General features: G+C 65.1%; 24 protein-coding genes. 8 read left to right on the forward strand and 16 right to left on the reverse strand.

What is annotated here, in order from left to right; translation table 11 throughout:
• Window positions 1-121: 121 nt before the first annotated feature.
• On the reverse strand, window positions 122-1,135 hold the full coding sequence (locus SPBM01_RS12210; protein WP_188062080.1) for an aldo/keto reductase: 1,014 nt from the start codon (window positions 1,133-1,135) through the stop codon (window positions 122-124).
• Window positions 1,136-1,281: 146 nt separating this feature from the next.
• Between SPBM01_RS12210 and SPBM01_RS12215 the strand changes: the two genes are divergently transcribed.
• Complete coding sequence (locus SPBM01_RS12215) at window positions 1,282-2,184, forward strand: dienelactone hydrolase family protein (protein ID WP_188062081.1); 903 nt, start codon at window positions 1,282-1,284, stop codon at window positions 2,182-2,184.
• Between the two features lie 40 nt (window positions 2,185-2,224).
• Here the strand turns inward: SPBM01_RS12215 and SPBM01_RS12220 are convergent, their stop codons facing one another.
• Window positions 2,225-3,211: an alpha-ketoacid dehydrogenase subunit beta gene (locus SPBM01_RS12220; protein WP_188062082.1), complete on the reverse strand. Its 987-nt coding sequence runs from the start codon at window positions 3,209-3,211 to the stop codon at window positions 2,225-2,227.
• On the reverse strand, window positions 3,208-4,203 hold the full coding sequence (locus SPBM01_RS12225; protein WP_188062083.1) for a thiamine pyrophosphate-dependent dehydrogenase E1 component subunit alpha: 996 nt from the start codon (window positions 4,201-4,203) through the stop codon (window positions 3,208-3,210). The genes SPBM01_RS12220 and SPBM01_RS12225 overlap by 4 nt, the downstream gene beginning before the upstream one ends.
• Window positions 4,204-4,420: 217 nt before the next feature.
• Between SPBM01_RS12225 and SPBM01_RS12230 the strand changes: the two genes are divergently transcribed.
• Window positions 4,421-4,699 (forward strand): hypothetical protein, encoded by a 279-nt coding sequence (locus SPBM01_RS12230; RefSeq protein ID WP_188062084.1) that lies wholly within the window; start codon window positions 4,421-4,423, stop codon window positions 4,697-4,699.
• On the opposite strand, the gene SPBM01_RS12235 is transcribed toward SPBM01_RS12230, so the two are convergent.
• A complete protein-coding gene (locus tag SPBM01_RS12235) occupies window positions 4,690-6,381 on the reverse strand; it encodes an FAD-binding protein (RefSeq protein WP_188062085.1) in 1,692 nt (563 codons plus the stop codon). The genes SPBM01_RS12230 and SPBM01_RS12235 overlap by 10 nt on opposite strands.
• A 138-nt stretch (window positions 6,382-6,519) precedes the next feature.
• Between SPBM01_RS12235 and SPBM01_RS12240 the strand changes: the two genes are divergently transcribed.
• Window positions 6,520-7,320 carry an enoyl-CoA hydratase/isomerase family protein gene (locus SPBM01_RS12240; RefSeq protein ID WP_188062086.1) on the forward strand — a complete coding sequence of 267 codons (801 nt, stop codon included), beginning with the start codon at window positions 6,520-6,522 and terminating at the stop codon, window positions 7,318-7,320.
• Here SPBM01_RS12240 and SPBM01_RS12245 read toward each other — a convergent pair whose 3' ends face one another.
• The 9 genes from SPBM01_RS12245 to SPBM01_RS12285 form a co-directional block, all read right to left on the reverse strand.
• Window positions 7,321-8,427: a Gfo/Idh/MocA family protein gene (locus tag SPBM01_RS12245; protein WP_188062087.1), complete on the reverse strand. Its 1,107-nt coding sequence runs from the start codon at window positions 8,425-8,427 to the stop codon at window positions 7,321-7,323.
• Window positions 8,424-8,654, reverse strand: coding sequence for a biotin/lipoyl-containing protein (locus SPBM01_RS12250; protein WP_188062088.1), 231 nt, complete (start codon window positions 8,652-8,654; stop codon window positions 8,424-8,426). Before SPBM01_RS12250 ends, SPBM01_RS12245 begins: the two co-directional genes overlap by 4 nt.
• A gap of 124 nt (window positions 8,655-8,778) precedes the next feature.
• On the reverse strand, window positions 8,779-9,432 hold the full coding sequence (locus tag SPBM01_RS12255; RefSeq protein ID WP_188062089.1) for a carboxymuconolactone decarboxylase family protein: 654 nt from the start codon (window positions 9,430-9,432) through the stop codon (window positions 8,779-8,781).
• Window positions 9,429-10,214, reverse strand: a complete 786-nt coding sequence (locus SPBM01_RS12260; RefSeq protein WP_188062090.1) for an acid phosphatase — start codon at window positions 10,212-10,214, stop codon at window positions 9,429-9,431. Before SPBM01_RS12260 ends, SPBM01_RS12255 begins: the two co-directional genes overlap by 4 nt.
• A 5-nt stretch (window positions 10,215-10,219) precedes the next feature.
• Window positions 10,220-10,522: a DUF1330 domain-containing protein gene (locus SPBM01_RS12265; protein WP_188062091.1), complete on the reverse strand. Its 303-nt coding sequence runs from the start codon at window positions 10,520-10,522 to the stop codon at window positions 10,220-10,222.
• 20 nt (window positions 10,523-10,542) lie between these two features.
• On the reverse strand, window positions 10,543-11,880 hold the full coding sequence (locus SPBM01_RS12270; RefSeq protein ID WP_188062092.1) for an MFS transporter: 1,338 nt from the start codon (window positions 11,878-11,880) through the stop codon (window positions 10,543-10,545).
• A 36-nt stretch (window positions 11,881-11,916) separates the two neighbouring features.
• Window positions 11,917-12,672, reverse strand: a complete 756-nt coding sequence (locus SPBM01_RS12275) for an SDR family oxidoreductase (RefSeq protein ID WP_188062093.1) — start codon at window positions 12,670-12,672, stop codon at window positions 11,917-11,919.
• Window positions 12,673-12,751: 79 nt separating this feature from the next.
• On the reverse strand, window positions 12,752-14,170 hold the full coding sequence (locus SPBM01_RS12280; RefSeq protein WP_188062094.1) for an acyl-CoA reductase: 1,419 nt from the start codon (window positions 14,168-14,170) through the stop codon (window positions 12,752-12,754).
• Window positions 14,167-15,519, reverse strand: coding sequence for a hypothetical protein (locus SPBM01_RS12285; RefSeq protein ID WP_188062095.1), 1,353 nt, complete (start codon window positions 15,517-15,519; stop codon window positions 14,167-14,169). The genes SPBM01_RS12280 and SPBM01_RS12285 overlap by 4 nt, the downstream gene beginning before the upstream one ends.
• Before the next feature lie 90 nt (window positions 15,520-15,609).
• On the opposite strand from SPBM01_RS12285, the gene SPBM01_RS12290 reads away from it, so the two are divergent.
• From SPBM01_RS12290 to SPBM01_RS12300, 3 genes are read left to right on the forward strand one after another with little or no spacing between them, the layout of a single operon-like run.
• Entirely contained in the window at window positions 15,610-16,269 is a 660-nt protein-coding gene (locus SPBM01_RS12290) for a TetR/AcrR family transcriptional regulator (RefSeq protein WP_188062096.1), read from the forward strand.
• A 20-nt stretch (window positions 16,270-16,289) separates the two neighbouring features.
• Complete coding sequence (locus SPBM01_RS12295) at window positions 16,290-17,507, forward strand: MFS transporter (RefSeq protein WP_188062097.1); 1,218 nt, start codon at window positions 16,290-16,292, stop codon at window positions 17,505-17,507.
• The gene (locus SPBM01_RS12300) at window positions 17,504-18,367 is read left to right on the forward strand and encodes an SDR family NAD(P)-dependent oxidoreductase (RefSeq protein WP_188062098.1); all 864 of its coding nucleotides are present in this window, start codon (window positions 17,504-17,506) and stop codon (window positions 18,365-18,367) included. Before SPBM01_RS12295 ends, SPBM01_RS12300 begins: the two co-directional genes overlap by 4 nt.
• On the opposite strand, the gene SPBM01_RS12305 is transcribed toward SPBM01_RS12300, so the two are convergent.
• Both SPBM01_RS12305 and SPBM01_RS12310 read right to left on the reverse strand, forming a co-directional pair.
• Window positions 18,361-19,404, reverse strand: a complete 1,044-nt coding sequence (locus tag SPBM01_RS12305; RefSeq protein WP_188062099.1) for a dihydrodipicolinate reductase — start codon at window positions 19,402-19,404, stop codon at window positions 18,361-18,363. The two genes, SPBM01_RS12300 and SPBM01_RS12305, sit on opposite strands and share 7 nt — an antisense overlap.
• A 20-nt stretch (window positions 19,405-19,424) precedes the next feature.
• Window positions 19,425-21,086, reverse strand: a complete 1,662-nt coding sequence (locus SPBM01_RS12310) for an MFS transporter (protein WP_188062100.1) — start codon at window positions 21,084-21,086, stop codon at window positions 19,425-19,427.
• Window positions 21,087-21,244: 158 nt separating this feature from the next.
• Between SPBM01_RS12310 and SPBM01_RS12315 the strand changes: the two genes are divergently transcribed.
• Together SPBM01_RS12315 and SPBM01_RS12320 are read left to right on the forward strand one after the other, a co-directional pair.
• Window positions 21,245-22,501 (forward strand): acetyl-CoA C-acetyltransferase, encoded by a 1,257-nt coding sequence (locus tag SPBM01_RS12315; RefSeq protein WP_188062101.1) that lies wholly within the window; start codon window positions 21,245-21,247, stop codon window positions 22,499-22,501.
• A gap of 85 nt (window positions 22,502-22,586) precedes the next feature.
• Window positions 22,587-23,048: a MarR family winged helix-turn-helix transcriptional regulator gene (locus SPBM01_RS12320; protein ID WP_188062102.1), complete on the forward strand. Its 462-nt coding sequence runs from the start codon at window positions 22,587-22,589 to the stop codon at window positions 23,046-23,048.
• A gap of 57 nt (window positions 23,049-23,105) precedes the next feature.
• Here SPBM01_RS12320 and SPBM01_RS12325 read toward each other — a convergent pair whose 3' ends face one another.
• Window positions 23,106-23,414: a hypothetical protein gene (locus SPBM01_RS12325; RefSeq protein WP_188062103.1), complete on the reverse strand. Its 309-nt coding sequence runs from the start codon at window positions 23,412-23,414 to the stop codon at window positions 23,106-23,108.
• Window positions 23,415-23,531 lie beyond the last annotated feature (117 nt).

The raw sequence follows: 23,531 nt of genomic DNA on the forward strand, positions 1-23,531 counted from the left end.
TTCCGCACCAGCCCTTTCCCCCACCCGGCCACCCAACGGCAGTATCATATGGGTGGCCGGGTGGGGGAGAGGGCTGGTGCGGACTTCAAAATGCGCCGTTCCGCGTATTTTGAACTATTTGTTATTCCAGCGGTTCGCCGTCCCATGTTTCGGTGTCGACCTGCGCCTGCGCGGCGCGGGGATAGCGGGGGCCGGACACGGCTTCGAAGGTGAACAGCGCATCGACCGCCGCCAGCGTATCGGCGGAAAAATCGCACGTCAGGGTCGCCATATCCTCGTCCAGATGGGCGATGCTGGTGGTGCCGGGAATGGCGACGACATAGGGGCGGCGCGACAGCACCCAGCCAAGCGACAGTTGCGCCATGGTGCAGCCCGCATCCGCCGCGATTTGGCCGAAGGCAGAAACGAGCGCAAGATTGGCCGCCAGATGGGGCGGCTGGAAACGCGGCATGACGGCGCGAATGTCGCCTTCGGCCACGCCGTCCGGTCCCACGCCGCCCGCCAGCACGCCGCGCGCGACGGGTGAGAAAGCGACGAAGGCAACGCCAAGCTCGCCGCAGGCGTCCAGCACCGCGACTTCGGCATTGCGGGTCCAGGGCGAATATTCGGTCTGCATCGCCGCGATCGGATGCACGGCGTGGGCGCGGCGGAGGGTCGCTGCGGACATTTCCGACAGGCCGATCGCGCCGATCTTGCCCGCCTCCACTGCGCGGGACAGCGCACCGACCGAATCCTCGATCGGCACATTGGGGTCGAGCCGGTGGAGATAATAAAGGTCGATATGATCGACATTGAGCCGTTGCAGCGAAGCGTCGAGCGTGGCGGCGATCGCGGACGGCGATCCGTCGATGCCGCGCTGCCCATCCTTGCCGCCCAGCACGCATTTGCTGGCCAAAGTGAAATCGTCGCGCCGGTGCATGATCGTGCGGCCCAGCAATGCCTCGTTCGCGCCAAAGCCATAGAGTGCAGCAGTATCGAAGAAGTCGACCCCGCTATCGAGCGCGTGCAGCAGCAGCCGTTCGGCCTGTTCGGGCGCGGGCCGGGGCAAATAGGCGTGGCTCAGATTCATGCAGCCAAGGCCGATGGCCTTGACCGAGAAGGGACCGACGGTGCGGGGCGACAGTGGTGCGCTCATAGGCGGGGCAATTTCCTGTGTCCGGTGGGGCTGGCTCTCCCTTTAGCGAGCGTTCGCCGCGGGGGCCAGCCGATCAGTTTATGTTGGCTTGGACAGGAAAGGCGGCAATAGTCGCGCGACGGGGCGAAGGCGAGAAGGATGCTGGAATGACGCAGGATGCTGATATGACGGGCGCGGGCGCCTATCCCCGCGCGGTGCTGGACCTGTTCGACGCCTATGTGCATGGCGCGATCGACCGGCGCGGGTTCTTGAACCAGTGTGCGCTCTATGTCGGCAGCACGGCGGCGGCCACGGCGACGCTGGCAGCGCTCAGCCCCGATTTCGCGCGGGGGCAGGTGATAAAGCCCGACGACAGGCGGATCGTCATCAACCATGTCGATATTCCCTCGCCCGCTGGCAACGGCACGATCCGCGCCTATGTCGCGCGGCCCGCAGCCAAAAAGGACGCCAAGCTGCCGGTCATCATCGTCGCGCATGAAAATCGCGGGCTGAACCCGCATATCGAGGACATAACCCGGCGGCTGGCGATCGATGGCTATATGGCGGTCGCGCCGGATGCGCTGACCACGATCGGCGGCTATCCGGGGGATGAGGACAAGGCGCGCACGGCCTTTGCCACGCTGGACCGGACCAAGATCGGCGAGGATTTCGTCGCGGCGGCGACCTATGCGCGAACGATGGCGGGCAGCAATGGCAAAGTCGGCGCGGTGGGTTTCTGCTTTGGGGGGTGGATCGCCAATCTGCTGGCAACCCGCCTGCCCACATTGCGCGCGGCCGTGCCTTTCTATGGCAGCCCGGCGGCGCTGGCCGATGTGCCGAAAATCAAGGCGAAATTGCTGATCCATTATGGCGGCAACGACGCGCGGACCAATGCGGCCTGGCCCGATTATGAGGCGGCGTTGAAGCAGGCGGGAACACGCTACAAAGCCTATATCTATGCCGGCGCGGAACATGGGTTCAACAATGATACCACGCCCCGGTTCGACAAGGCGGCGGCGGATCTGGCCTGGGCGCGGACGATGGCGCTGTTCCGGCGGACTTTGGGCTGAGCGAGGGCTGTCCCGCCCGATGGGCGGGACAGCCGATCACTTATGCCATCAACGCCTTGACCGTTTCGACCACCCGTTCGGGCGAGACGATATAGGCGTCCTCCAGCACCTTGGCGAAGGGGACCGGCGAATAGGGTGCGCCAAGGCGGCGGACCGGGGCTTTCAATTGGCCGAACAGCTCCTCCGCAATGGTCGATGCGATTTCGCCGCCGGGGCCGAAATGGCGCACCGCTTCATGGGCGATGACGGCGCGGCCTGTCTTGGCGACGGACGCCAGCACGGCTTCCTTGTCCCAAGGCGATACCGTGCGCAGGTCGATCAGTTCGACCGAAATGCCCGCTTCCGCCAAAGGCGCCAGTGCCTGCTGGCAACGAATGACCTGCGAGGACCAGGAGACGATGGTGACGTCGGTGCCTTCCTGCACCACCCGCGCCTTGCCCAATGGAATGGGGGCCAGATCGTCCGGCACTTCGGCAGGAATGAACAGCGAGCCTGCGGATTCGATGAAGATACAGGGGTCGGGATCCTGAATGCAGGACAGCAGCAACCCCTTATAATCGACCGGATTGGAGGGGGCGACGACCTTCATCCCGGCGCTGTGCGCGAACCAGCCTTCCAGATGGTCGGCATGTTGGCCCGCCGTCTGCCATCCCGCGCCGGTCAGGGTGCGGATGGTGATCGGCACGGTGCTTTGCCCGCCCGACATGAAGCGCAGCTTGGCCGCATGGTTGAAGATCATGTCCATGGCGACGGCGGTAAAGTTCATCAGCATGATTTCGGCGACCGGCTTGTACCCGGCCAGCGCCGCGCCGATGGCTGCGCCAATGATCGCCTGTTCCGAAATCGGGGTCGATTTGACGCGGTCGTCGCCGAATTTGGTCGACAGGCCAGCCGTCGCGCCGGTGACGCCGCCGCCTTCGCGATCGGCGATATCCTCGCCCAGCACGATCACCTTGTCATCCTGTGCCATCGCCTGATGCAGCGCCGCGTTGACGGCCTGCAAGCTGTTCATTTTCTTCGCGCTCATGCCGGTATCTCCTGCGCAAAAACATCGCGGCGCAGTTCGTCCACCGATGGCAAGGGGCTGGCGAGGCCGAATTCCTGTGCGTCCTCGATCTCCGCCTCGATGGTGGCCTGCATCGCGGCCAATGTGTCTTCGGTGGCGTGGCCCTGTGCGACCAGCCATGCCTTGAAGGCGGGCAGCGGATCCTTGGCGATCGCGGCGGCCTTTTCTTCCTTGGTCATATATTTGTCGTCGTCGCCCAGCACATGGCCGTGGAAGCGGAAGGTCTTGCATTCCAGCAGCGTCGGCCCTTCGCCATCGCGGGCGCGGGTGATGGCGTCATGGGCAGCGGCAAACATCGCCAGCGGATCATTGCCATCGACGGTGTGGCCGGGCATCCCGTAGCCGATCGCGCGTTTGGAAATGAAGTCGACCGAAGTGCCGTTTTCATAACGGGTATGTTCGGCAAAGCCATTATTCTGGCACACGAAGATCACCGGCAATTTCCACACCGACGCCAGGTTGAGCGATTCATGGAAAGCGCCAATATTGGACGCGCCATCGCCGAAATAGGCGATGGTGACGCGCCGCGACCCGTCCAGCTTCGCCGCCCAGGCCAGGCCGTTGGCGATCGGCATGGACGAACCGACGATGCCGGTGGTGACCATCACGCCGCTTTCGGGGTGAGTGAGGTGCATCGGCCCGCCCTTCCCCTTGCAAGTGCCATCGACCCGGCCGGCGATTTCCGCCCATAGGGGACGCAACGGCATATCCTTGGCCACCATGTCGTGGATGCCGCGATAAATAGTGCAGATCTTGTCATCGTCGGTCATCAGCGATGACAGGGTGGCGGGGATCACTTCTTGGCCCCGCGCCGAATAATAGGGCATGACCAGCCGCCCAAGGCGAATGGTCTTGCGGATGGCGTCGTCGTTGCGCTCGATACGGATCATGCGCCGGTAGATGTCTACCAGTTGTTCCGGGGTCGGTGCCGGGGCGTTGCTCAACTCTGCCATGATGTCCTCAGGATGGCCAATGGGATGGTCTTTGAATTGGCGTTCAGGGGGCATTGGTCAACTCGCCGGGGCGATATGTGCCGGGGGCTGGCGGCGGGCCGTCGCAGCAGGCGTTTTATGAACCGGAACGACCGCCAATTCCGCCCCGCCGATATGCGTGCCGCACTCTTGCATCGGGCAGAGGCCGGGGCATGGTGAGGCAAAAGGACCAATGACGATGACCGATCCCAACGACGATGTGCAGGCTGCCACCCGGCGCGTGCTGCAACTGGAAGCGGAACTGGAGGCCGAAGGGGCAGCGGCGACGGGCGATGACGCCGTGGCCGCTGCGCGCATGATGCTGCACCAATGGGTCGACAGCGTGGTGGCGGTTGTATCCTCGCCCGGTGTCGGGCGCGTCAGCCTGATCCATGCGGACGGCACGGAATCACGCATATCCTCCCCTGCCCTGCCGTTCCTGCTGTCGCGGCCCGCGCGCTTTGACGATCAGGGCTGATTGTCCAGCCCCGCCGCATCGCGCGCGGCGATATAACCGAACACCATCGACGGGCCGATGCTGGCCCCCGCGCCGACATAGACATTGCCCATGACCGACGCTGTAGTGACGCCGGTGGCGTAAAGCCCCGCGATCACGCCGCCCGCGCCATCGACCACCCGGCCGCGCGCATCGGTGACGACCCCGCCATAGGTGCTGACATCGCCCGGCAGGACCGGCACGGCGTAATATGGTCCCTTCGCTATCGAACCGATGGAACTGCGTTCCGAAAAGGGATCGCCCACGAAGCCGCACTTGTCATAGGCGCGTTCCCCCCGGTGGAAATCACCGTCCACGCCATCCGCGACGAAACCGTTCCAGCGGGCCACGGTCGCCGCCAGCATAGCGGGATCGACGCCGATGCTTTGCGCCAGCCCCTCGACTGTATCGGCGCGGTGCAGATAGCCGCTTTCGACCCAGTTTTCGGGGATTTTCTTGTCGATATACTGGCCCGCAACCGCATAGAGCGCGGTATATTGCGCGTCGAATATCGCCCAGCTGGGAATCGCAGGCACCGTTTCGTTCCGCCGCCGCATCGTCTCGCAATATAGCTCGTAACTGCCGCCTTCGTTCATGAAGCGGGTGCCGCTCTGATCGACCAATATGGCGTGGGGCTTGCCGGTCAGGGACTGCGCGCCGGGCGCGACGTAGAGCGCTTCCCAGCCGGGCGCGGGGGTCATCTGATAACCGACCAGCTGGTCCATCTGCGCCAGTTGCCCGCCGATGCGTTCCAGTTCGCGGTGCATTTCGCCCGTGTCGCCTTCGGGCGTCTGCGACCATTCGACTTTGGAGCCGGGAATATAGCGATCGCGCATCGCCTGATTTTGCGCAAAGCCGCCCGCATTGACCAGCACGCCCAGCCGCGCACCCACGCGCCAGGGCTGGCCGTCCTTCACCGTGACCACGCCGGTCGCCGCGCCACCTTCGATCAGTATTTCGCTGACGGGTGCGTCCACGCGCACGTCCACGCCCGCCGCCAGCGCGGCTTTGAGCATCCGCCCCTGCAACGCTGCCCCGGCAGTGGTATATTTGCGCCCCAGCAACAGGTCGCGGATCGTGCGCCCGACGATGCGCAGCAGCATCTTGCCCGACGCCTTGTTGGTGCGCTTATGCCCCTGCGCCTCCATCCCCTCGACCAGAGTCACGTTAAATTCGGCAAAGCCCTTGCGCAGCTTGTCGCGCCATGGGCCAAGTTCCTTGCGGTCGAACGGCTTGGCGACAACCGTGCGCGACGTTTTGCAGCCGCCGGGCAGCTCGTCATAATAATCGGGCCAGAAGGTCGCCCCGCGTTGCAGCGCCACGCCCTTGCCCACCAGAAAATCGACCGCGCGGGGTGCCTGGCTGACATAGGCCAGCCGCTTTTCGCGCGATGTGCCGGGCGCGGGGTGACCATCCACCACCTGCACCGCATCCAGATAGGCCATGGCCGCGTCCACGCTGTCATCGTCGCCATCGGCCAGCATGAAACGATTGGCGGGAATCCACATCACCCCGCCCGATTTGGCCGTGGTGCCGCCGACGAACGGCGTCTTTTCGAGGATGACGACCGATTTGCCCGCGTCGCGCATGACCAGCGCCGAACTCATCGACCCTGCGCCGCTGCCGACCACGACCCAGTCGACCATTTCATCAAAGCCGGTCATGTTTCGCGCTCTCCTGTGCTTTTGGTGCAGGCTATATCGGCTATGGAGTACGCCGCCATGGCCGCGCCACGCTTATCGCCCCGGCGACGTTGGCGGCGGACAAGGCCGTGATATGGGGGCAGTCAAGGAGACGACCACATGACCCGCACGCTGCCCATCTATGAAACGATCCTGCTGGAACGGCGCGGGCGGTTGCTGGTGGTGACGCTCAACCGGCCCGATGCGCTGAATGCGGTCAACCGGGTGCTGCATGACGAACTGCCCGATGCGCTGGTCTTTGCCGGGACCGACCCGGAGTCCGACGTCATCCTGCTGACCGGCGCGGGCCGCGCCTTTTCGGCGGGCGGGGACATTGCGCATATGGAACAGAGCGCCGCCGACCCGCATCTGTTCGACCATGAGGCGCGGCAGGCCAAGCGGATCGTCTTTGCCATGCTGGACATCGAAAAGCCGGTGGTGTGCCGGATGAACGGCCATGCCGTCGGGCTGGGCGCGTCGATCGCCCTGCTGTGCGACATTGTGTTCGCCGCCGATGGCGCGAAGATCGGCGACCCGCATGTCGGCATCGGGCTGGTCGCGGGCGATGGCGGCGCAGTGGTGTGGGCGCAGCGGATTGGCCTAGCCAAGGCGAAGGAATATCTGCTGACCGGCGAATTGCTGACCGCGCAAAAGGCAGCGGAGATCGGCCTCATCAACCATTGCCTGCCTGCCGGGGAACTGGACGGCGCGGTCGATGCCTTTTGCGCGAGGCTGCTGGCGGGCGCGCCCAATGCGATCCGCTGGACCAAGATCCTCACCAACATGGAGTTGAAGCGGATCGCGGGCGCGGTGATGGAAGCCGGGATCGCCTATGAATCATTGAGCGTGCGCAGCGCCGACCATCGAGAGGGGATTGCGGCGTTGAAGGAGAAGCGCGCGCCGCGCTTTACCGGCCGCTGATCAGGTCACATCCGCCAGCCGCACCCAGCGGCGCGCTTCGCTCGACAGGCGGATCGCTTCCTGCAAGCGTTCTATTTCCAGCGCTTGCGCGAAGTCGGGGGCGGCACCGCCACGGCCATGAATCGCATCGACCATCGCCTGCATCGACAGCGCCATGGGGAAGCTGGGCTGCGGTTCGCTCTGCCAGTCGAGCGCGATGCCCGGCGCGCTGTTAAAGGCGTCGGGAATGGCGATATCCTCCATCGCCCCGCCCAATTGCCCGCCTTGCAAACGGCAATCGCGCGCCGTCGGGAAGGTCGGCGACGATGCGACCAGCCGCCCCTTGTCGCCGAATATATCGATCAGCCAGCCATCATGCAGCGTCATGCTCCAGCTGATCTGCATCTGCATCGTCAGGCCGCTTTCGAACCGTAGGATGACATTGGCGAAGTCATTGGTTTCCGGCGTGATCGTGTCGCCATCGGGGAAATGCCATGTGCGCAATATCTGGCTGTCGTCCGCGACCAGTTCCGCGACCGGGCCGAACAAATGGCGCAGCATATAGAGCGCATGGCTGCCATTGTTGCGCACCGCCGACACGCCCTGCCCGCCCTGCGCGAACCAGTTATAGGGGAAATGCTTGTTGGGACTGTTGAACAGCGAAATATTGAAATGGCAGGTGCCGCCCAAGGGCGCACCGACATGGCCCGCGTCCAGCATCGCTTTCATCTGACGGTGCGCGGGCAGCCATTGGGCAAAGGCATCGACCACGCCGATGCTAGTCCCGGCCCGCCAGGCCGCGTCGATCGCTTTCGCCCCGGCCCAGTCGGGAGCATGGGGACTGGCATTATAGACATGTGTCCCGTTCGCCAGCGCCGCCAGCACCATCGGCAGGCGGACGCCGGGCCGGGTGCCGAGGTCGACAATGTCGATGTTCGGGTCGGCGCACATCTCCGCCGCGTTCCAGAAGGCGCGCGGCAGGTTCAGCCGGGCCGCCGCCGCGCGCGCGGTTTCCTCCCGCGACGTGCAGATCGCCGTCACCTCCACGCCCGGTATCGCGCGCCAGGCGGGCAGATGCGCGAAGGCACCCCAGGCGGCGCTGACGATGCCGACGCGCAGGGGCTTCATTCTATGGTGCCAAGCACCGTGCCGACTTCATAGGTTTCGCCGGGCGCGGCAATGATGCGCAGCGTGCCGCTGGCCGGGGATTCCACTTCATTGGCCGACTTGTCGGCTTCCAGCAAATAGAGCGGCTGGCCTTCGGTCACCTGCGCGCCGTCTTCGGCCAGCCACTCTGCAATCTGGGCTTCGGTCATCGAAAAGCCGATCTTGGGCAGCAATATGTCGGTCGCCATGGTCTTGTCCCCTCACGCAAACAGGAATGTCTTTCAGGCACCTGTCATGCCCGTTCCGGCGACCATGCGGCAATGCGCGGGGGCGATGGCGCGACCGATATCGTTGCCGCGATAGCGCGCGCGCTCAGTAACCCCGGCTGTCGGTCCAATCCTCCGTCTCGCCGGGCTTGTATGTTTTGCCGGGAATCTTGCCCGACCCGGTTTTGAGGTCAAAGCCGATCGGGTCCGCCCCGCCCTCTATCCCCACGCCGAACGCCGACAGCGCCCAGCTGGTCATGACATAATGGCCAATCGAAAAGACCAGATCCATTTGCTGCTTCTTGTCGAAATGGCGGCCCAGCACCGCCCATGTCGCGTCGCTGATCGTGCCGTCGGCGATCAGTTCACCGACCGATCGCAGCACGGCGTCGTCCGCCTCGTCCCAATTGCCGCCCGCCGGATAATCGCGGATCGCGGCAATATCCTCAAGGCTAAGCCCCGCGTTCAGGCCATAGCCGACATGATTATGCCATTCATAGGCGGACTTCACCAACCAGGCGACGCGCAGGATCAGCAGTTCCAGATGCCGGGTGGACAGGGTGTTGGACATCAACAGATGCTTGCCCCAGATATTATAGACCTTCCCCAGATCGGGGTGGTTGGCCATCACCATCAGCACGTTGGTTTTCGACCCTTCCTCCCACGCATTGGGTTCGCCCCAATAGGCAAAGACTTCGCGCGCGTCGTCGGTCCAGTCGGCACGGGGCAGCGGCAATATGCGGGGGGTGATGGTCGTCATGGTCGGGACACTCCTTGGGTCAGGGCAGCCGCCTCCGCCGCGCAGTCCGCCGGTTTGGCGGTCGCGCGGGTGGCTTCACGGCGGGCGGCCTTCAGGTCTTTCTGAAATTGCGGATCAGCGTTCAGCCGGGCGAGCGTCGCAGCGGCGGCCAGCCGCCCTTCCTCGGTATCGCTGAGCCAGTGGGCGTTGCAGATGCGGCGGCTGTCGCCGAACGCACGGCCGCGCGCGACCAGCACGGGGGCAAGGTCCGGGCGCAACTGCGCCAGCATCAGCCCCCAGCCATAGCCGATCGCGCTGTGGCCCGACGGGTAGGATCCGTCCTTGCGCAGCGCCGCTTCCATGTCCGGCGTGCAGGTCAGCTCGCCGTTGACCATGAAGGGGCGCGGGCGGGCATAACGTTGCTTGACCGCGCCGGTGGAGCGGCCAAAGTCCGAAATCGTCCGGCGCAACAGCCTGTCCAGCCGGGGCGTCGTGTCCGGGCCGATCGCAATGCCGAGCGCGCAGGAAAATGTCGCGGTGGCGCGCGGCCCGAACAGATCGGCGTCCGCCGTCGCCAGCGTCCAGCGTGAACCACCCTGCAGCGCCAGCGCAGCGCGTGACGCCTCCTCATCGCGCGCCTGCGCCGGTGAACCGGGCGCAGGCGGCGGCGGCGCAAAATCGGGCGGCAGCACTGCATCCTTCAGATAGCCCGCGCCCAGCCGGGATGGTGCCATGGGCGTTTCCGCCGCGATGGCGGTGCTGGACAGCGCCAGCAGCAGGCAACCGGAAAAATAGGATTTCATCGCGCCTACAGCCCCTCTACCAGCAATGCCCGATAGGGCGCAGCCTTGTCGCGCAATGGTATAATCTTTTGATATTCATCACTATTATACCATGCACGCGCTTTGTCCGCGTCAGGAAACGCCAGGATGATGACACCATCAGGCGCATCCCCCTCCAACGTGTCGAGCGCGCCATAGACCGCCAGCGGCTTCAGCCCATATTCGGCCACGAAATGCGCCGCCTGCGCCCGGTTTGCCGCACTATAGGCGTCCATCGCTGCCTGATCGACGATCGGCCCTTCACGGGTGAAGATAAAATAGGCTGTCATTGTCCATCTCGCTGTCTGTTTTACCCATGCGTCGCATGGTTGATCGCCGCTCCGTTCCAACCGCCTGCCGATGCGAAATCGGCGCGGCAGGACCGGCTGGCGACCCAGGCGAGAATAGTGCTGGGAAAGCCGACCAGCAACGCCCAACGCATCGCCATGCCCAGCGAATCCTCGCCATAGATCGGGCGCAATATGTCGCTGAGCCAGCCGACCAGCACCGGCCCGCCGCCAAGGCCAATAACCTGAATCGACACCATCAGCACCGCAATCGCGGTGGCGCGCGACCGAGACGGGACCAGCCCCGCCACCACCGCCATCAGCGGCGCGGCGGACAGCCCGCCGATCAGCATGTTGAGGCCATAGAGCGGGAACACCCGGTCGGCAGAGCCGGTCAGGATCAGCCAGCCGATGCCGGTCGCCAACGCGCCGCTGATCATCAGCATCCACACATACCAGCGCATGTCGCGCCGCCCCAGAAAATCGGCCAGCGGCCCGCCGATCGTGTGGCCGATGGCGGAGCCGAAGAACAAAGCGCCGCCCATCTGCAACCCGGCTTCGTTGGCGGGCATCCCGTGCGTCCGCTCCATGAAGGCAGGCGCCCAGCTAATGAAACCCATGGTCAGCAACGCATTGAGCGAGGCGGCGAGGATGAGCGGCGGCAGCGTGCGGATCGCCATCAGTTCGCGCGCGGTCTTGAGGAAGGAGGCCGGTGGGCCTGTCTCCACCGGCGCGCCATCGGCCAGCCCCGCGCGGGTATCGCGCAGGGTGAACCAGACGATAGGGGCCAGGATGAAGCCGGGAATACTGGCGAACATCAGCGTGTTGCGCCAGCCATATTCATGCACGGCCCAACCGCCCACCGCCGGGCCAAGGAAGGTGCCGAGCGATGCGCCGAGCAGGAAGATGGAGAGCGCGGTCGCGCGCTGGCGAACGGGGAACAGGTCGGCGATCCACGCCTGCGACGGGGCCGTATAGCCCCCTTCGCCAAGGCCGATGCCCGCCCGCCCGATCAGCAGCACCCAGAAGCTTTTGGCCGCGCCGCAGACGATGACCGCCGCGCTCCACAAGGTCGCGGCGAGCGCGACGATCTTGCGCTTGGACCAGCGGTCGGCCAGCCGGGCCAGCGGAATGATCGCCACGATATAGACAATGGCGATGATCATGTCCTTGACCATGCCGATCGCCGCGTCCGACAGACCCAGTTCACGGCGGATCGGTTCGACCATCACTACCATCAGATAGCGTTCGCCCTGCACCGACGCGGACACCAGCACCATGATGAACAGGAACCAGGACCGATAGGCCATGCTGGGCAGCGCTTCTGATAGCGCGGGCGCGCGCGGTTCGATGTCGGCCATAAATTTCCTCGCCTTTATCGTCTGTCGGGAGTGGGCCTACATCGCCGCCGTGTCGGCGGTCGGGCGGATCAGGATTTGCGATACGTTCGCCCTTGCGGGCAATGAGGTGATGAAAAGGATCGCTTGCGCGATGTCGTCGGGCTGCATCGCGCTGTCCTTCCCCACATGGTCGGTCATCGCCGCGCGCATCGCCGGATCGCTGATGCCGTCCGCCACCTCCGTCGCGGTCGCGCCCGGCTCCACGATAGCGACGCGGATGCCCGCCCCGCCTACTTCCTGCCGCAGGCTTTCAGTCAGGCCGGTCAGGCCGAACTTGCTGGTGGAATAGGGACCAAACAGCCCCGCCGCGCGCCGCCCGGCAGTGGAGGAAATGTTGATGATGTCGCCGCTGCCCTGAGCTTTCATCGGGCCGATCGCCGCCTTACAGGTGTAGAGCGTGCCGAGCAGGTTGATGTCGATCACGCGGCGCCATTCGTCGAGCGACAGGCTTTCCACCCCGCCCGACTGGATGACACCGGCGGAATTGACGAGAATGTCGATGCGGCCAAGCTGTGCGACAGTGTCGGTCACGGCGCGGGTTGCCTCCGCCTCCACCGCCACGTCGCCGGGCAGGGCGATGGCCTTGCCACCCGCGCCATGGATGCGATCGACCAGTGCGCCGAGCCGGTCGACGCGCCGGGCCGACAGCGCGACCGTTGCCCCGGCCTGCGCCAGCGCCAGTGCGGCGGCTTGCCCGATGCCCGACGACGCGCCTGTCACCAGCGCGACCTTTCCTGCAAGGCTGCCTGCCATATCCGATCCTCTCCTGCCTGTTGCGGCGATGATCACCCGAAGGCGCATCGCCGCACAAGGCGAGCGGGCGACATATCGCTCAGGCGTCCTCCTCGCTCATCCAGCGGACCAGATGCTGCATCGGGAACATGCCGTCATGGGTGCCGCCCGCGACATGCTTCGCCGCGCCGCCCAGCCGCACCACCCGCTGCGCCCCCGCGCTGGCCAATCGGTCGCGCAAGTCTGTCTTGCGTTCGGGCGGATAGACGCCGATCGTCTGGGTCGCGACGTTCACATATTTGATCGCAGCGTCCAGAGACGCGACATGGACGACATTGGCGGTCTTGTTGCTGGGGTGGAAATCGACCGGCTCGTCGGTCAGGATGACAAGGCCGCGCCCGTCGGGCTTGCCCCAGACCTTGCAGTCGTCGCCCATCAGTTGCAACATTTCGATCTCGTCGCGTATTTCGCGCGGCGGGGGCGGTGCGTCGGCGGACGCGGTTTCGCGGTCCAACGCCAGCCGGTCGGCGAGGCGGGCGCAGAAATCCTCCACCCCGGCCCGGTCGCCCTCGACGAACAGGAAGCGGCTGGCAAGGCAGGCTTCCTGGTTCATGGTCGCGACGTCGATCGCGGCGGATTCGGCGACGTCGGCGATCACGTCAGGGTGGAAGCCTTCGGGACCGATCATTGAAATCGACGTCTTGGGATCGAACGACACCATCTGAAGGCCGGGACCGATATATTGGATGACGTTCCTGATCGCGTCGCCGCCGCCCCAGGCGACGATCCGGTCGAAATATTGCGGGCGGTAAAGCGTCCCTTCGATCCGCGTGTCGCCGCCGCGCCAATAGACTGCCGACATGGACTGGACCACCGGGTGGCTGGGGTCGACTTCCGCCATGGTGCGCAGCATAGCGACGCAGGTGAAAGGATCGCTCGACGGCATTTTGTAGAGGTTGACCGCCTTGACCAGCGCGCCCTGCGCGATGGAGGAGATGCAGCCGGTGGGGGAATTGCCCGCCAGCATATGCACCATGCGCAGGGGGAAGGCGCGCAGCGATCCGCGATTGCCATGCGCATCAGTGCGGTCGACCCAGCGATCCAGCGCCTGCGGGTTGAGGAAGCTGGATTCGATGCTGCCCATCAGCCCGTCCCGCGTCAGGAAATGCTTTGCCCGGCGGAAGAGATTTTCGACCACGCGGCGCGGCAACGGGTTGACCTTGACCGTATGTTCCAGCGCCTCGCGCAGATGGGGATTGGTTTCAAAGTCCATCCGCTTGCCCGCTTCGACCAGAAAATCGACGATCTCGGTCGTCGGCACGTCGTAGAGCGGTGGCAGTTCGGATCGCGGCGTCACCAGCGCGTTGAGGTCGATGGCGGGAGTGGCAAAATCCACGCCCAGATCGCGCAAGCGGTGGCGGACCGCGTCGCCCTGGACCAGCGTGCCGCGCACGAAATGGGCGACGGGGATCGCGGCAGGCGCGGCGTCTATGGCGGCGCTTTTCTCAAGGACAGTCATGCTACACCTCTTACATAAGCGTCGACCGTGCCTGCGCAGCCGATCTTGTCGTCGCCTTCCAGATCCGCGAACCGAGCGATGTCGTCGCGGATCGACGGGCCGCTATTGCCGCAGGCGCAGGGCCGGTAGTCGAGCGCGATCCTGTCGCCAGTAATGACCCCGCCCCAGCGACCATCGAGCGAGAGGTCGAAGAAAGCAGCGCGTCCTTCGACCTCCCCCTGCCCATCATGGTCGAGCAGCGCGTCGCCATCCTTGTTCAGGATCATCGGCACGATCCATGGCGGGACATGATAGCGCCCGCCGTCCCGGCATTTGGGCATCCCGCTGTTGAGTTCCTGCATCGAATAATTCTGGAAATGGCGCCCTTGCGGGATGTTGAACGTGTCATGCACGAACTGCTGATAATCATCGGGCAGTTGCGCCCGCTTGAGGCCGCCGCCGATATAGATGCAGTTGTCGGGGTTGAAATCCTGCGCGCTATAGCCGCGTTCCCGCACTTCCCTCGCGACATGATAGAGCGCGTTCCACATGCCTGCGATATAGAGTTTGTCGGCGCGATGTTCGATTATGGCGTCAGCGGCGATATGGACGGCGCGGTCCATCGCGTCCTGCCGCACGCGCGACGTGTCCTCCAGCTCGGCAATGTCCGCGGGCAGCGCGGTGCCGTCGGCAATGCCCTTGCGCAGCACGACCATGCGGGTCAGCGACCCGACGGTGATCGGCGGGACGGGATATTGGAACATAGGCTTGGCCGGATCGCCAAAGGCGTCGCGCTGGGCTTCACCGATGATGTCATTCTTTGGGACTTTGGCCACCGGAGCGAGGCCCATGATGCGGCGGTCGCGATTGGGCTGCACCCCCGATCCCCAGGCGAACACATTGACGGTGTCGATTTTCGACCAGTCCATGTCGGCCTGCGACGCGATCAGCATCGCGGATTTGCCAGTGGTGCCACTGGAACAGGACACATAATGGCCCGCTGCGGCCAGCCGGTCGATCCATTCATCGACATTGCTGATGCCGTCCAGATCCACGCCTGTGACAGGGTGCGCGGAAATCGTGTTCAGCCACTGGGTCAGCTTGTCCCACCGTTCCTGCATCAGCCACGCTTCGGGATAGCTTTTATAGGCGGTGTGCGGGAACAGCAGCTTGACCGCATCGTCCAGCGATCCGACCGCGTCGATCCCCGCTTCGCGTGCGCGGTGGCCGAGCAGGCGGATGACGTCCTTCTTTTCCTGAAAACGTTCGTCCAGCGCCGCGACCTGCGCATCGCGCAATTGCGTGTGGGGAATGTTGAACCTGGTATCCGAACCGGCGAGTTCGGTCAGGCGATCGACCTGCACACCCATATCCTTCTCCTTGCCTGAAAAGCGTCGATGCTTTAATAGCACCTGATACGTTTCATTATTCACGATTCGCAACTTTGCGCAAGGGCCATAATGATGCTGGTCATGGACAGCTTCTCCCCCGACCGAACCGGACGCGCCGGACGCCCCACTGCGCAACAGGCACAGGCGCGCCATGCGCAGTTGCTCGACACCGCGCTCGACATGTTCCTCGACAAGGGGTTCGAGCTGACGACGATGGAGGGGATTGCCGCTGCCGTCGGCATGACCAAGCGGACGATCTATGCGCGCTACCCGGAGAAGGCGGCGCTGTTCCTGGCGGCGGTCAGTCGCGCGATCGAGCGGACGGCGACCCGGCCCGACGCGATGCGCGCGGTGGAGAGCGATGATCTGGAAGCGACGCTGATCGCGCTGGCGCGGCTGCGCATCGCGGACCTTTCCACACCCGAAGGCGTGCGGCTGCGGCGGATCGTCACGACCGAATCCTACCGCTTTCCCGAAATATTGATGCTGTCCTACGACCATGGCGCGCGGCCGGTGGCCGATTATCTGGTCGACCTGCTGCGCCGTCACGATAGCGCGGGGGCGGTTTGCGTGGCGCGGCCGGACATGGCAGCCAGTCTGTTCCTGACCATGGTGCTGGGCGGCCCCGTGCGGCTGATCGCATCGCCCCAGGCCATGAGCGCGGCGGAAATCGACGATTGGGTGCAGGCGGCGGTCCGCCTGTTCCTCAACGGTGTCAGACGGACATAATATAACGACAGGAGACGAGGATGGGATCGGCCTATTGGGGAGAATTGCGGACGCATTGGCGACCGCTGCTTGCCGCGACGATGGGACTGGGGTTCGGCATCGGCCTGTCCGCCTATACGATGAGCCTGTTTGCGCCCAAGTTGATTGCCGAGTTCGGCTGGACCCGGTCGCAATTCGCGCTGCTGGGCAGTTTCGGGCTGCTGATGCTGATCGCGCAGCCGATCACCGGGCGGCTGACCGACCGTTTCGGGGTGCGCGCGGTGTCCGCCGTCGGCGTGCTGGCGGGGCCGAGCGCCTATATCGCCTTTGCGATGCAGCCCGGCAGCATCCGCGCCTTCTTTGCCATTGCCATGTTGCAGATCATCGTCGGCACGCTGACCACATCGCCGGTCTATACGCGGATCGTGGCGGAGCGGTTCGACCGGGCGCGGGGGCTGGCCTTTTCCATCGTCATGACCGGGCCGCCGCTGGTGGGGGCCGTCATTGCCCCGTTGCTGGGCGGGTTCATCGAAAGCGAGGGGTGGCGCAACGGCTATCTGCTGATCGGCGGAGTCACCATGGTGTTCGGCCTGATCGCGGTGTTCATGACGCCGCCGCATATCGGGGTTCATGCCGCGCCCGATGCGCCGGTCGAACCCAAGGCGGGCTATGGCGTGATCCTGCGCAATCCTGCTTTCTGGGTGCTGATCGTCGGCATGATATTGGTGAATTTCCCGCAAGGGCTGGTTTCGGCGCAGATGAAGCTGGTGCTGATGGACAGCGGCGCACCGTCGCAGACCGCGACCTGGCTGATTTCCATCTATGCGATCGGCGTGCTGATCGGCCGCTTCGCCTGCGGCCTGTCGCTCGACCGGATGCAGCCGCATCATGTCGCCGCGCTGGCGCTGTCGATGCCAGCGATTGGCATGGCGCTGATGGCGTCGTCCTTCGACGCGACCATCGTGCTGGCGCTTTCCGTCGCGATGATGGGGCTGGCGCAGGGCGCGGAGGGCGACATTGCCGCCTATCTGGTGTCGCGCCGCTTTGGGCTGGGCGTGTTCAGCCTGGTCATGGGGCTGGTCGGCGCATCGATAGCGGGCGGCGCGGCGCTGGGATCCCTGACGCTCAGCTATACGCTGGGCCTATGGGGCAGCTATGCGCCGTTCCTGGCGATCAGCGCGTGCGTGACGATCGTGGGGGCCGCTTTGTTCCTGACATTGGGCCATGGTCCGCGCAGGATGGAGGCCGTAAGCGCATGACGGATCGAGCGAAAGTCGCCGTCGTCACGGGCGCAAGCGCGGGCATAGGCAAGGAGGCGGCGCGCGCCTTGTTGCAGCAGGGGTGGCGGGTGATCGGCGTCGGGCGCGACCCGGCACGCTGCGCAACGGCAGAGGCGGAGCTGGCCGCCCTGCCCGGCGCGGATTTCGCCATGATCCGGGCAGACATGGCGCTGCTGGCGGAAACCGCGCGGGCGGCGCGGGAGATTGCAGCGATCGCGCCGCAAATCGACGCGCTGCTCAACAATGCGGGCGGGGTGATGGCGGAACGGATCATCACCGCAGAGGGGCATGAGGCGACTTTTGCGTCCAACCATCTCGCCCCGTTCCTGCTGACGCAGATATTGCTGCCCAATCTGGTGGCAGCAGCGGCGCAGTCACAACCCGGCGCGGTGCGGGTGGCGGCGGTATCGTCCACCGGCCATGAGCATTGCGACGGGATCGCATGGGACGATCTGAGCTTTGCCGAGGGGTTCGTCGGGGGGGCGGCCTATTGCCATGCCAAGCTGGCGAACATTCTGTTCATCCGAGAACTGGCGAAGCGGTTGGAAGGCACGGGCGTCGTCGCCCATGCGATGCATCCCGGCGTGGTGGCCAGCAATTTTGCCACCCACTGCGACGGACCGATGCGTGCCTATATGGAATCGATCGCCGACCGGGCGCTGACCCCGGCACAGGCCGCAGATACGCTGGTGTGGCTGGCCAGCGGGGCGGAGCCGGGCCAGTCGAGCGGCGGCTATTTCCACCTGCGGCAGGCCGTACCCTGTTCGGCGGCGGCGCAGGACGATGCCGCCGCCGCGCGATTGTGGGAGGTGAGCGCGGCAATCGTCGCGGGCTATTGAAAGCGGGCGATGACCTGCGGCAGGTCGGCGGTGGTGCGGATGCCGGGGGCCGCCTGACAGACCGCCGCCACCGCGTTGACGGCGCGATGGGCAGTCAGGCCGGGGGTGAAGGCGGCATAATCTTCCGGCGCGACGGGGAAGCTGATGGCGACATCGAGCGGGGTGTCGCCCTGCACCAGGATGCGCCAGCCCGACGGGCGCAAGTCCCAGTCGGTGCGGTCAATGTCCCGACCGCAATACCAGTTGGCGCGGAAGCGCAGGACCGGCTGACCATGGCGCAGGCCCGATATGGTGATGCGCTGCGCCGCGACGGTGCCGGCCACAATCGTCCCGGCGGCAATGGCGATGTCACGGGTGGCCACGCCCATTTCGCCGACCGCGTCCCATGCGTCGATGGCAATCCCCGCCGCGTCGGCCAGTTGCGCCAGCGATCCGGCGAAGTCGCCCTTTACATGGTCGATCTGGCGCGGGTCGAACGTGCGCGGGGCGCGGCCAAAGCCCATGATGTTGAACAGCAGGTCGGGCGAGTCCCGGCTCGACAGATCGGCATATTCGTCGATCGTCAGCAAATCGAGCCGCCGCGACAGCGAGAGCAGCGGGATCGGCAGGGCTTCGGTGATGAAACCGGGGCTGGAGCCGGTGCTGTAGATCGACGTGCCGCCCGCGCGGCAGGCCGCCTCGATCCTGTCACGGACGGTAGCGTCCATGGAAGCGGGATGATGGAAATCGCCACGCGTCGTGACGACATTCTTGCCCGACGCGAGCAGGCGGCACAGTTCGTTCATGTCCGTTCCCTGCCGCATATAAAGGACGCAATCGGCATCCATGGCGACCAGATCATCTACCGATCCCGTCGCGATCACGCCGCACGGGTCGATGCCCGCGATCACGCCTGCGTCCCTGCCCCGCTTGGCGTCGGAATTGACCCACAGGCCGACCAGATCGAGCGCGGGATGTTCGATCAGGGTGCGGAGCGCGCGGGTGCCGACATTGCCGGTCGCCCACTGGATCACCCGGTATCGCCTGCTGGCTGTCATTGCCTCTCCTCTTCCGGGCATCATGGCCCGATATAGTTGATCATGCCCTGTTGCGGGTCGGGCGTGTCGGTGCGCCAGCGGACCGACCCGAACGGTCGTTCCAGCCGCCGCCGCACGCGCAGGTCGCCATGCTTGTGGAAGGAGCGGGCGTGCAGCTGAATGTCCTTGTCCGCCTGGGTGAAGCGTTCGCGCATGTGCAGATAATCGCCCCAGGTCGGGCATTGATAGCGCTCGGTCCACTGCGCCGGGTCGGCAATGTCGCGCGATATGGACCAGTTGAAACCGCCGTTGCGCAACCGGGTGCGCTGCACCTGCAACATCGCGCCGTAGAAATCGCGTGCCTGCGCCGGATCCACATCATAGTCGATTTCGATGATGATCGGTCCCGACCGGCGAGTCAGCGCCATGCCGACTTCGGGTTCATTGTTGAGCAGGAAGGGTTCGACATCGGCTTCGTTGGTGTCGGGCAAGGGCAGCAGCAGCCCGATCAGCGGCAAGGCCGCAAGCGCCAGCCCCGAAAGATACAGCGCGCCATCGACAGCGATCTGGCCCGCGATCCAGCCCCATATCGCCGCGCCGATGGCAATGCCGCCGGTCAGTGCCGAAGAAAAGAGCGAGAGCGCCCGTGCCGTTACCCAGCGCGGCGCGGCCAGTTGCACCGCGACGTTGAACAGGGCGATGGTCAGGATATTCGCGCCGCCCGCGATGCACAAGGCAAGGCAGGTAAGCGGTACGGAGCGGCTGAAGCCCACCAGCGCGAGCGCCGCACCACTGACCAGCGCCAGAATGGTGACGGTGCGCTGCGTCCCGAAACGGTCCCGGCATGGTCCCACCAGCAATGCGCCGCCAACCGCACCGACGCCACTCGCCCCCAGCAACAGGCCGAAAGTGCTGGCGTCGCCGCCCAGCAATTGTTTGGCGATGAGCGGCGCGAGCGCGGCAGACGATGCCCCCGCCAGACCGAACAGGAAGGCGCGGACCAGCACGGTGCGGATCGGCGCAGCGTGGAGCGCATAGCGCGCGCCCGACACGATCGCGCGGTGAATCTGTTCGGGCGGCAGGCGGGAGGAAACATGGCGGCGCTGCCACAGGAAGAAGGCAATGAACAGCGGCAGATAACCGATGGCATTGACCGCAAAGGCCGCATGGGCGCCCGCCGCCAGCACGATCACCCCGCCGATCGCGGGGCCGAAACTGCGCGCGACATTATAGCTGATCGTGCCGAGGGCGATGGCAGCGGGGAGATGGTGCGCGCCGACTTGTTCGCTGATGGAGGATTGCCATGCGGGGGAATAGAGCGCGACCCCTGCCCCGATCAGCGAACAGAAGGCCAGCAGCATCCAGGGCGAACTATAGCCCGCCCATGCCAGCAGGGTCAGGATGGTTGCGCAGATCATGGAGAAAGCAAGGCCCGCCATGGCGATCCGCCGCCGGTCGAACATGTCGGCCAGCGCCCCGGCGGGCAATGCCACCAGCATCAGCGGCAGCATCAGCGCGCTTTGCACCAGTGCCACCATGCCGGGCGAGGGCGTGAGCCGGGTCATTTCCCATGCCGCGCCGACGCCCAGGATCAACTGGCCGAAATTGGACAGCAGGCTGGCGGTCCAGATGCGGCGAAACACAGGTTCGCGCAGCGGCGCAAAGGTGCCGCCCGACGACCGTTCATGCCCTGCATTGCCCATCCTGACTCCTTTGCCCTTTACCTCCGCTCTACCTTGGGCAGGCGGCCTGTCCCCCGTCCATCCTGCACGCCCCCTGCCCTGCCATCAATCGCCCGCGCGATTGGGGAAGCAGGTGCTTCCATGCGATAGCCGGGGCAACAATCCACAGGAGACGCGCCTTGGCAGAGGCCTATATCATCGACGCGGTCCGCACCCCGCGCAGCATTAGCAAGCTGGGCAAGGGCGCGCTGTCGCATTTGCACCCCCAGCATGTGGCAGCGACGGTGCTGCGCGCGATCCGCGACCGCAACGGCATCGACACGGCCGATGTCGACGACATCATCTGGGGCACCAGTGCGCAGATGGGGTTGCAGGGCGGCGACATGGGGCGGATGGCGGCGCTGGACGCAGGTTATGACCAGCGCGCATCGGGCGTGACGTTGGACCGTTTCTGCGGCAGCGGGCTGACCGCGACCAACCTGGCCGCCGGGCAGATCATGGCCGGGATGGAGGATCTGGTAGTAGCAGGCGGGACCGAGATGATGTCCCACGTCATGTCCTATGGCCAGTCGCTGCGGGAGGCAGGCGTGCCGTCTGTCGGCGGCCTTGGCACCGGCAATATGCGCTTGCAGGCGAAGCATCCCCAGTCGAACCAGGGCGTCGCCGCCGACGCGATCGCGGCGATGGAAGGCATTACGCGCGAACAGCTCGACGCCTTTGGCGCGGAAAGCCAGCGGCGGGCAGGCATCGCGATACAGGAGGGCCGCTTTGCCCGGTCGACCGTGCCGGTGGTGGACGATGATGGCGCGATCATATTGGCGCATGAGGAATATCCCCGGCCCGGCACGACCGCCGCGCAGCTGGCGCAGTTGAAGCCAGCCTTTGCGGCGTTTTTCGACATGCCGTCGCGGGCGGACGGGCCGACTTTTCGCCAGCTCATCAACCAGAAATATCCTGATCTGGACATCACGCCGCTACATCATGCCGGAACGTCTTCGGGCGTGGTCGATGGCGCAGCGGCGATCCTGCTGGCGTCGGCCGATTATGCGCAGCGCCACGGCCTGAAACCCCGCGCGCGGATCGTGGCGACTGCCAATATGGGGGACTGCCCGACGCTGATGCTGAACGGCCCTGTGCCTGCCGCGCGCAAGGTGTTGGCGCGGGCGGGGTTGACCATCGCGGATATTGACGTGTTCGAGGTCAACGAAGCCTTTGCAGTGGTGACGGAAAAGTTCATCCGCGACCTTGGGATCGACCGGGCGAAGCTCAATCCCAATGGCGGGGCGATCGCGCTGGGCCATCCGATCGGCGCGACCGGGGCAGTGCTGATCGGCACCGCGCTGGACGAGCTGGAACGGACGGGCGGGCGCTATGCCCTGATCACCATGTGCGCGGCAGGCGGCATGGCGCCAGCGATCATCATCGAACGTGTCTGAACCCCGACCCCAAATAACGCCACCCTGCCATTTGGAGGACGAGCTTTCTTTCGTTTCGCCACGGTGGCGCTATGGTGCGACGACGATGACCAAGCCGATTGACGATCTGATCGCGGAAAACCCCACGGCGCTCAAGCGCAATGCGTCGCTGAAACTGACAGTGATCGCGCGGCAGTTGCGCGCCCATTTCGACCAGAGCGTGGTGCGGTTGGGCGTGACCCGATCGCAATGGACCGTGATCGCGGCAGTGGCGCGGCATCCCGGCGCGACGCAGCGGGAAATCGCCAACATGCTGGAAATCGCCGAGGCGTCGGCCGGGCGGCTGATCGACCGGCTGTGCGCCGACGGGTTGCTGGAACGCCGCGCCAAGGATGACGACCGGCGCGCCCATGCCGTGTTCCTGACCGAAACGGGCAAGACGATCACCACACAATTGGCGGGCATCGCGCGGGAGAATGAGGAAGTCGCCTTTGCCCGCTTCGATGTCGATGACCTTACGCGCTTCAACGCGCTGCTGGACATGATTTCGGAAAATATCGCCAAATAGCAAAAGGGCCGCTTCCTTGTGGGAAGCGGCCCTTTTTGCGTCAGGTTGCCGGTGTAATCAGTGCGCGGTCAGCAGGTCGCGCTTGGACAGGCTGGTGACCAGCTTGCCATCGGCAGCGGCCAGGCTGGCGGCGGGAACGACGACCATCTTGCCATTGAGGATGATCTGCGCCGCGCCATCGGCAGCGACGCGATAGACGGCGGCCAGGCGGTCGCCCGACGCGGTATAGAGCATCTTGCCTTTATAGTCGGTGGCGCTGACCGCAGCGGCGGAAGACAGCTGTACCGCGTCGTCGGCAGCCGCGACCTGAGGGGCGGTGGCGACAGCGAGAGAGACAGTCAGGATGATATTGGCAAAAGCAGACATGGCGAACCTCTGGTCAAAAAGGGATAGTGATTCATTTAATACTAAGGCAGGTTAGTAGTTTGCCAAAAATATGTCAACCTAGCTTAGTATATTTTTTGCAGCTGCGAACGAACGAGG

This window comes from Sphingobium sp. KCTC 72723, from assembly GCF_014280435.1.
GTDB lineage: Bacteria > Pseudomonadota > Alphaproteobacteria > Sphingomonadales > Sphingomonadaceae > Sphingobium.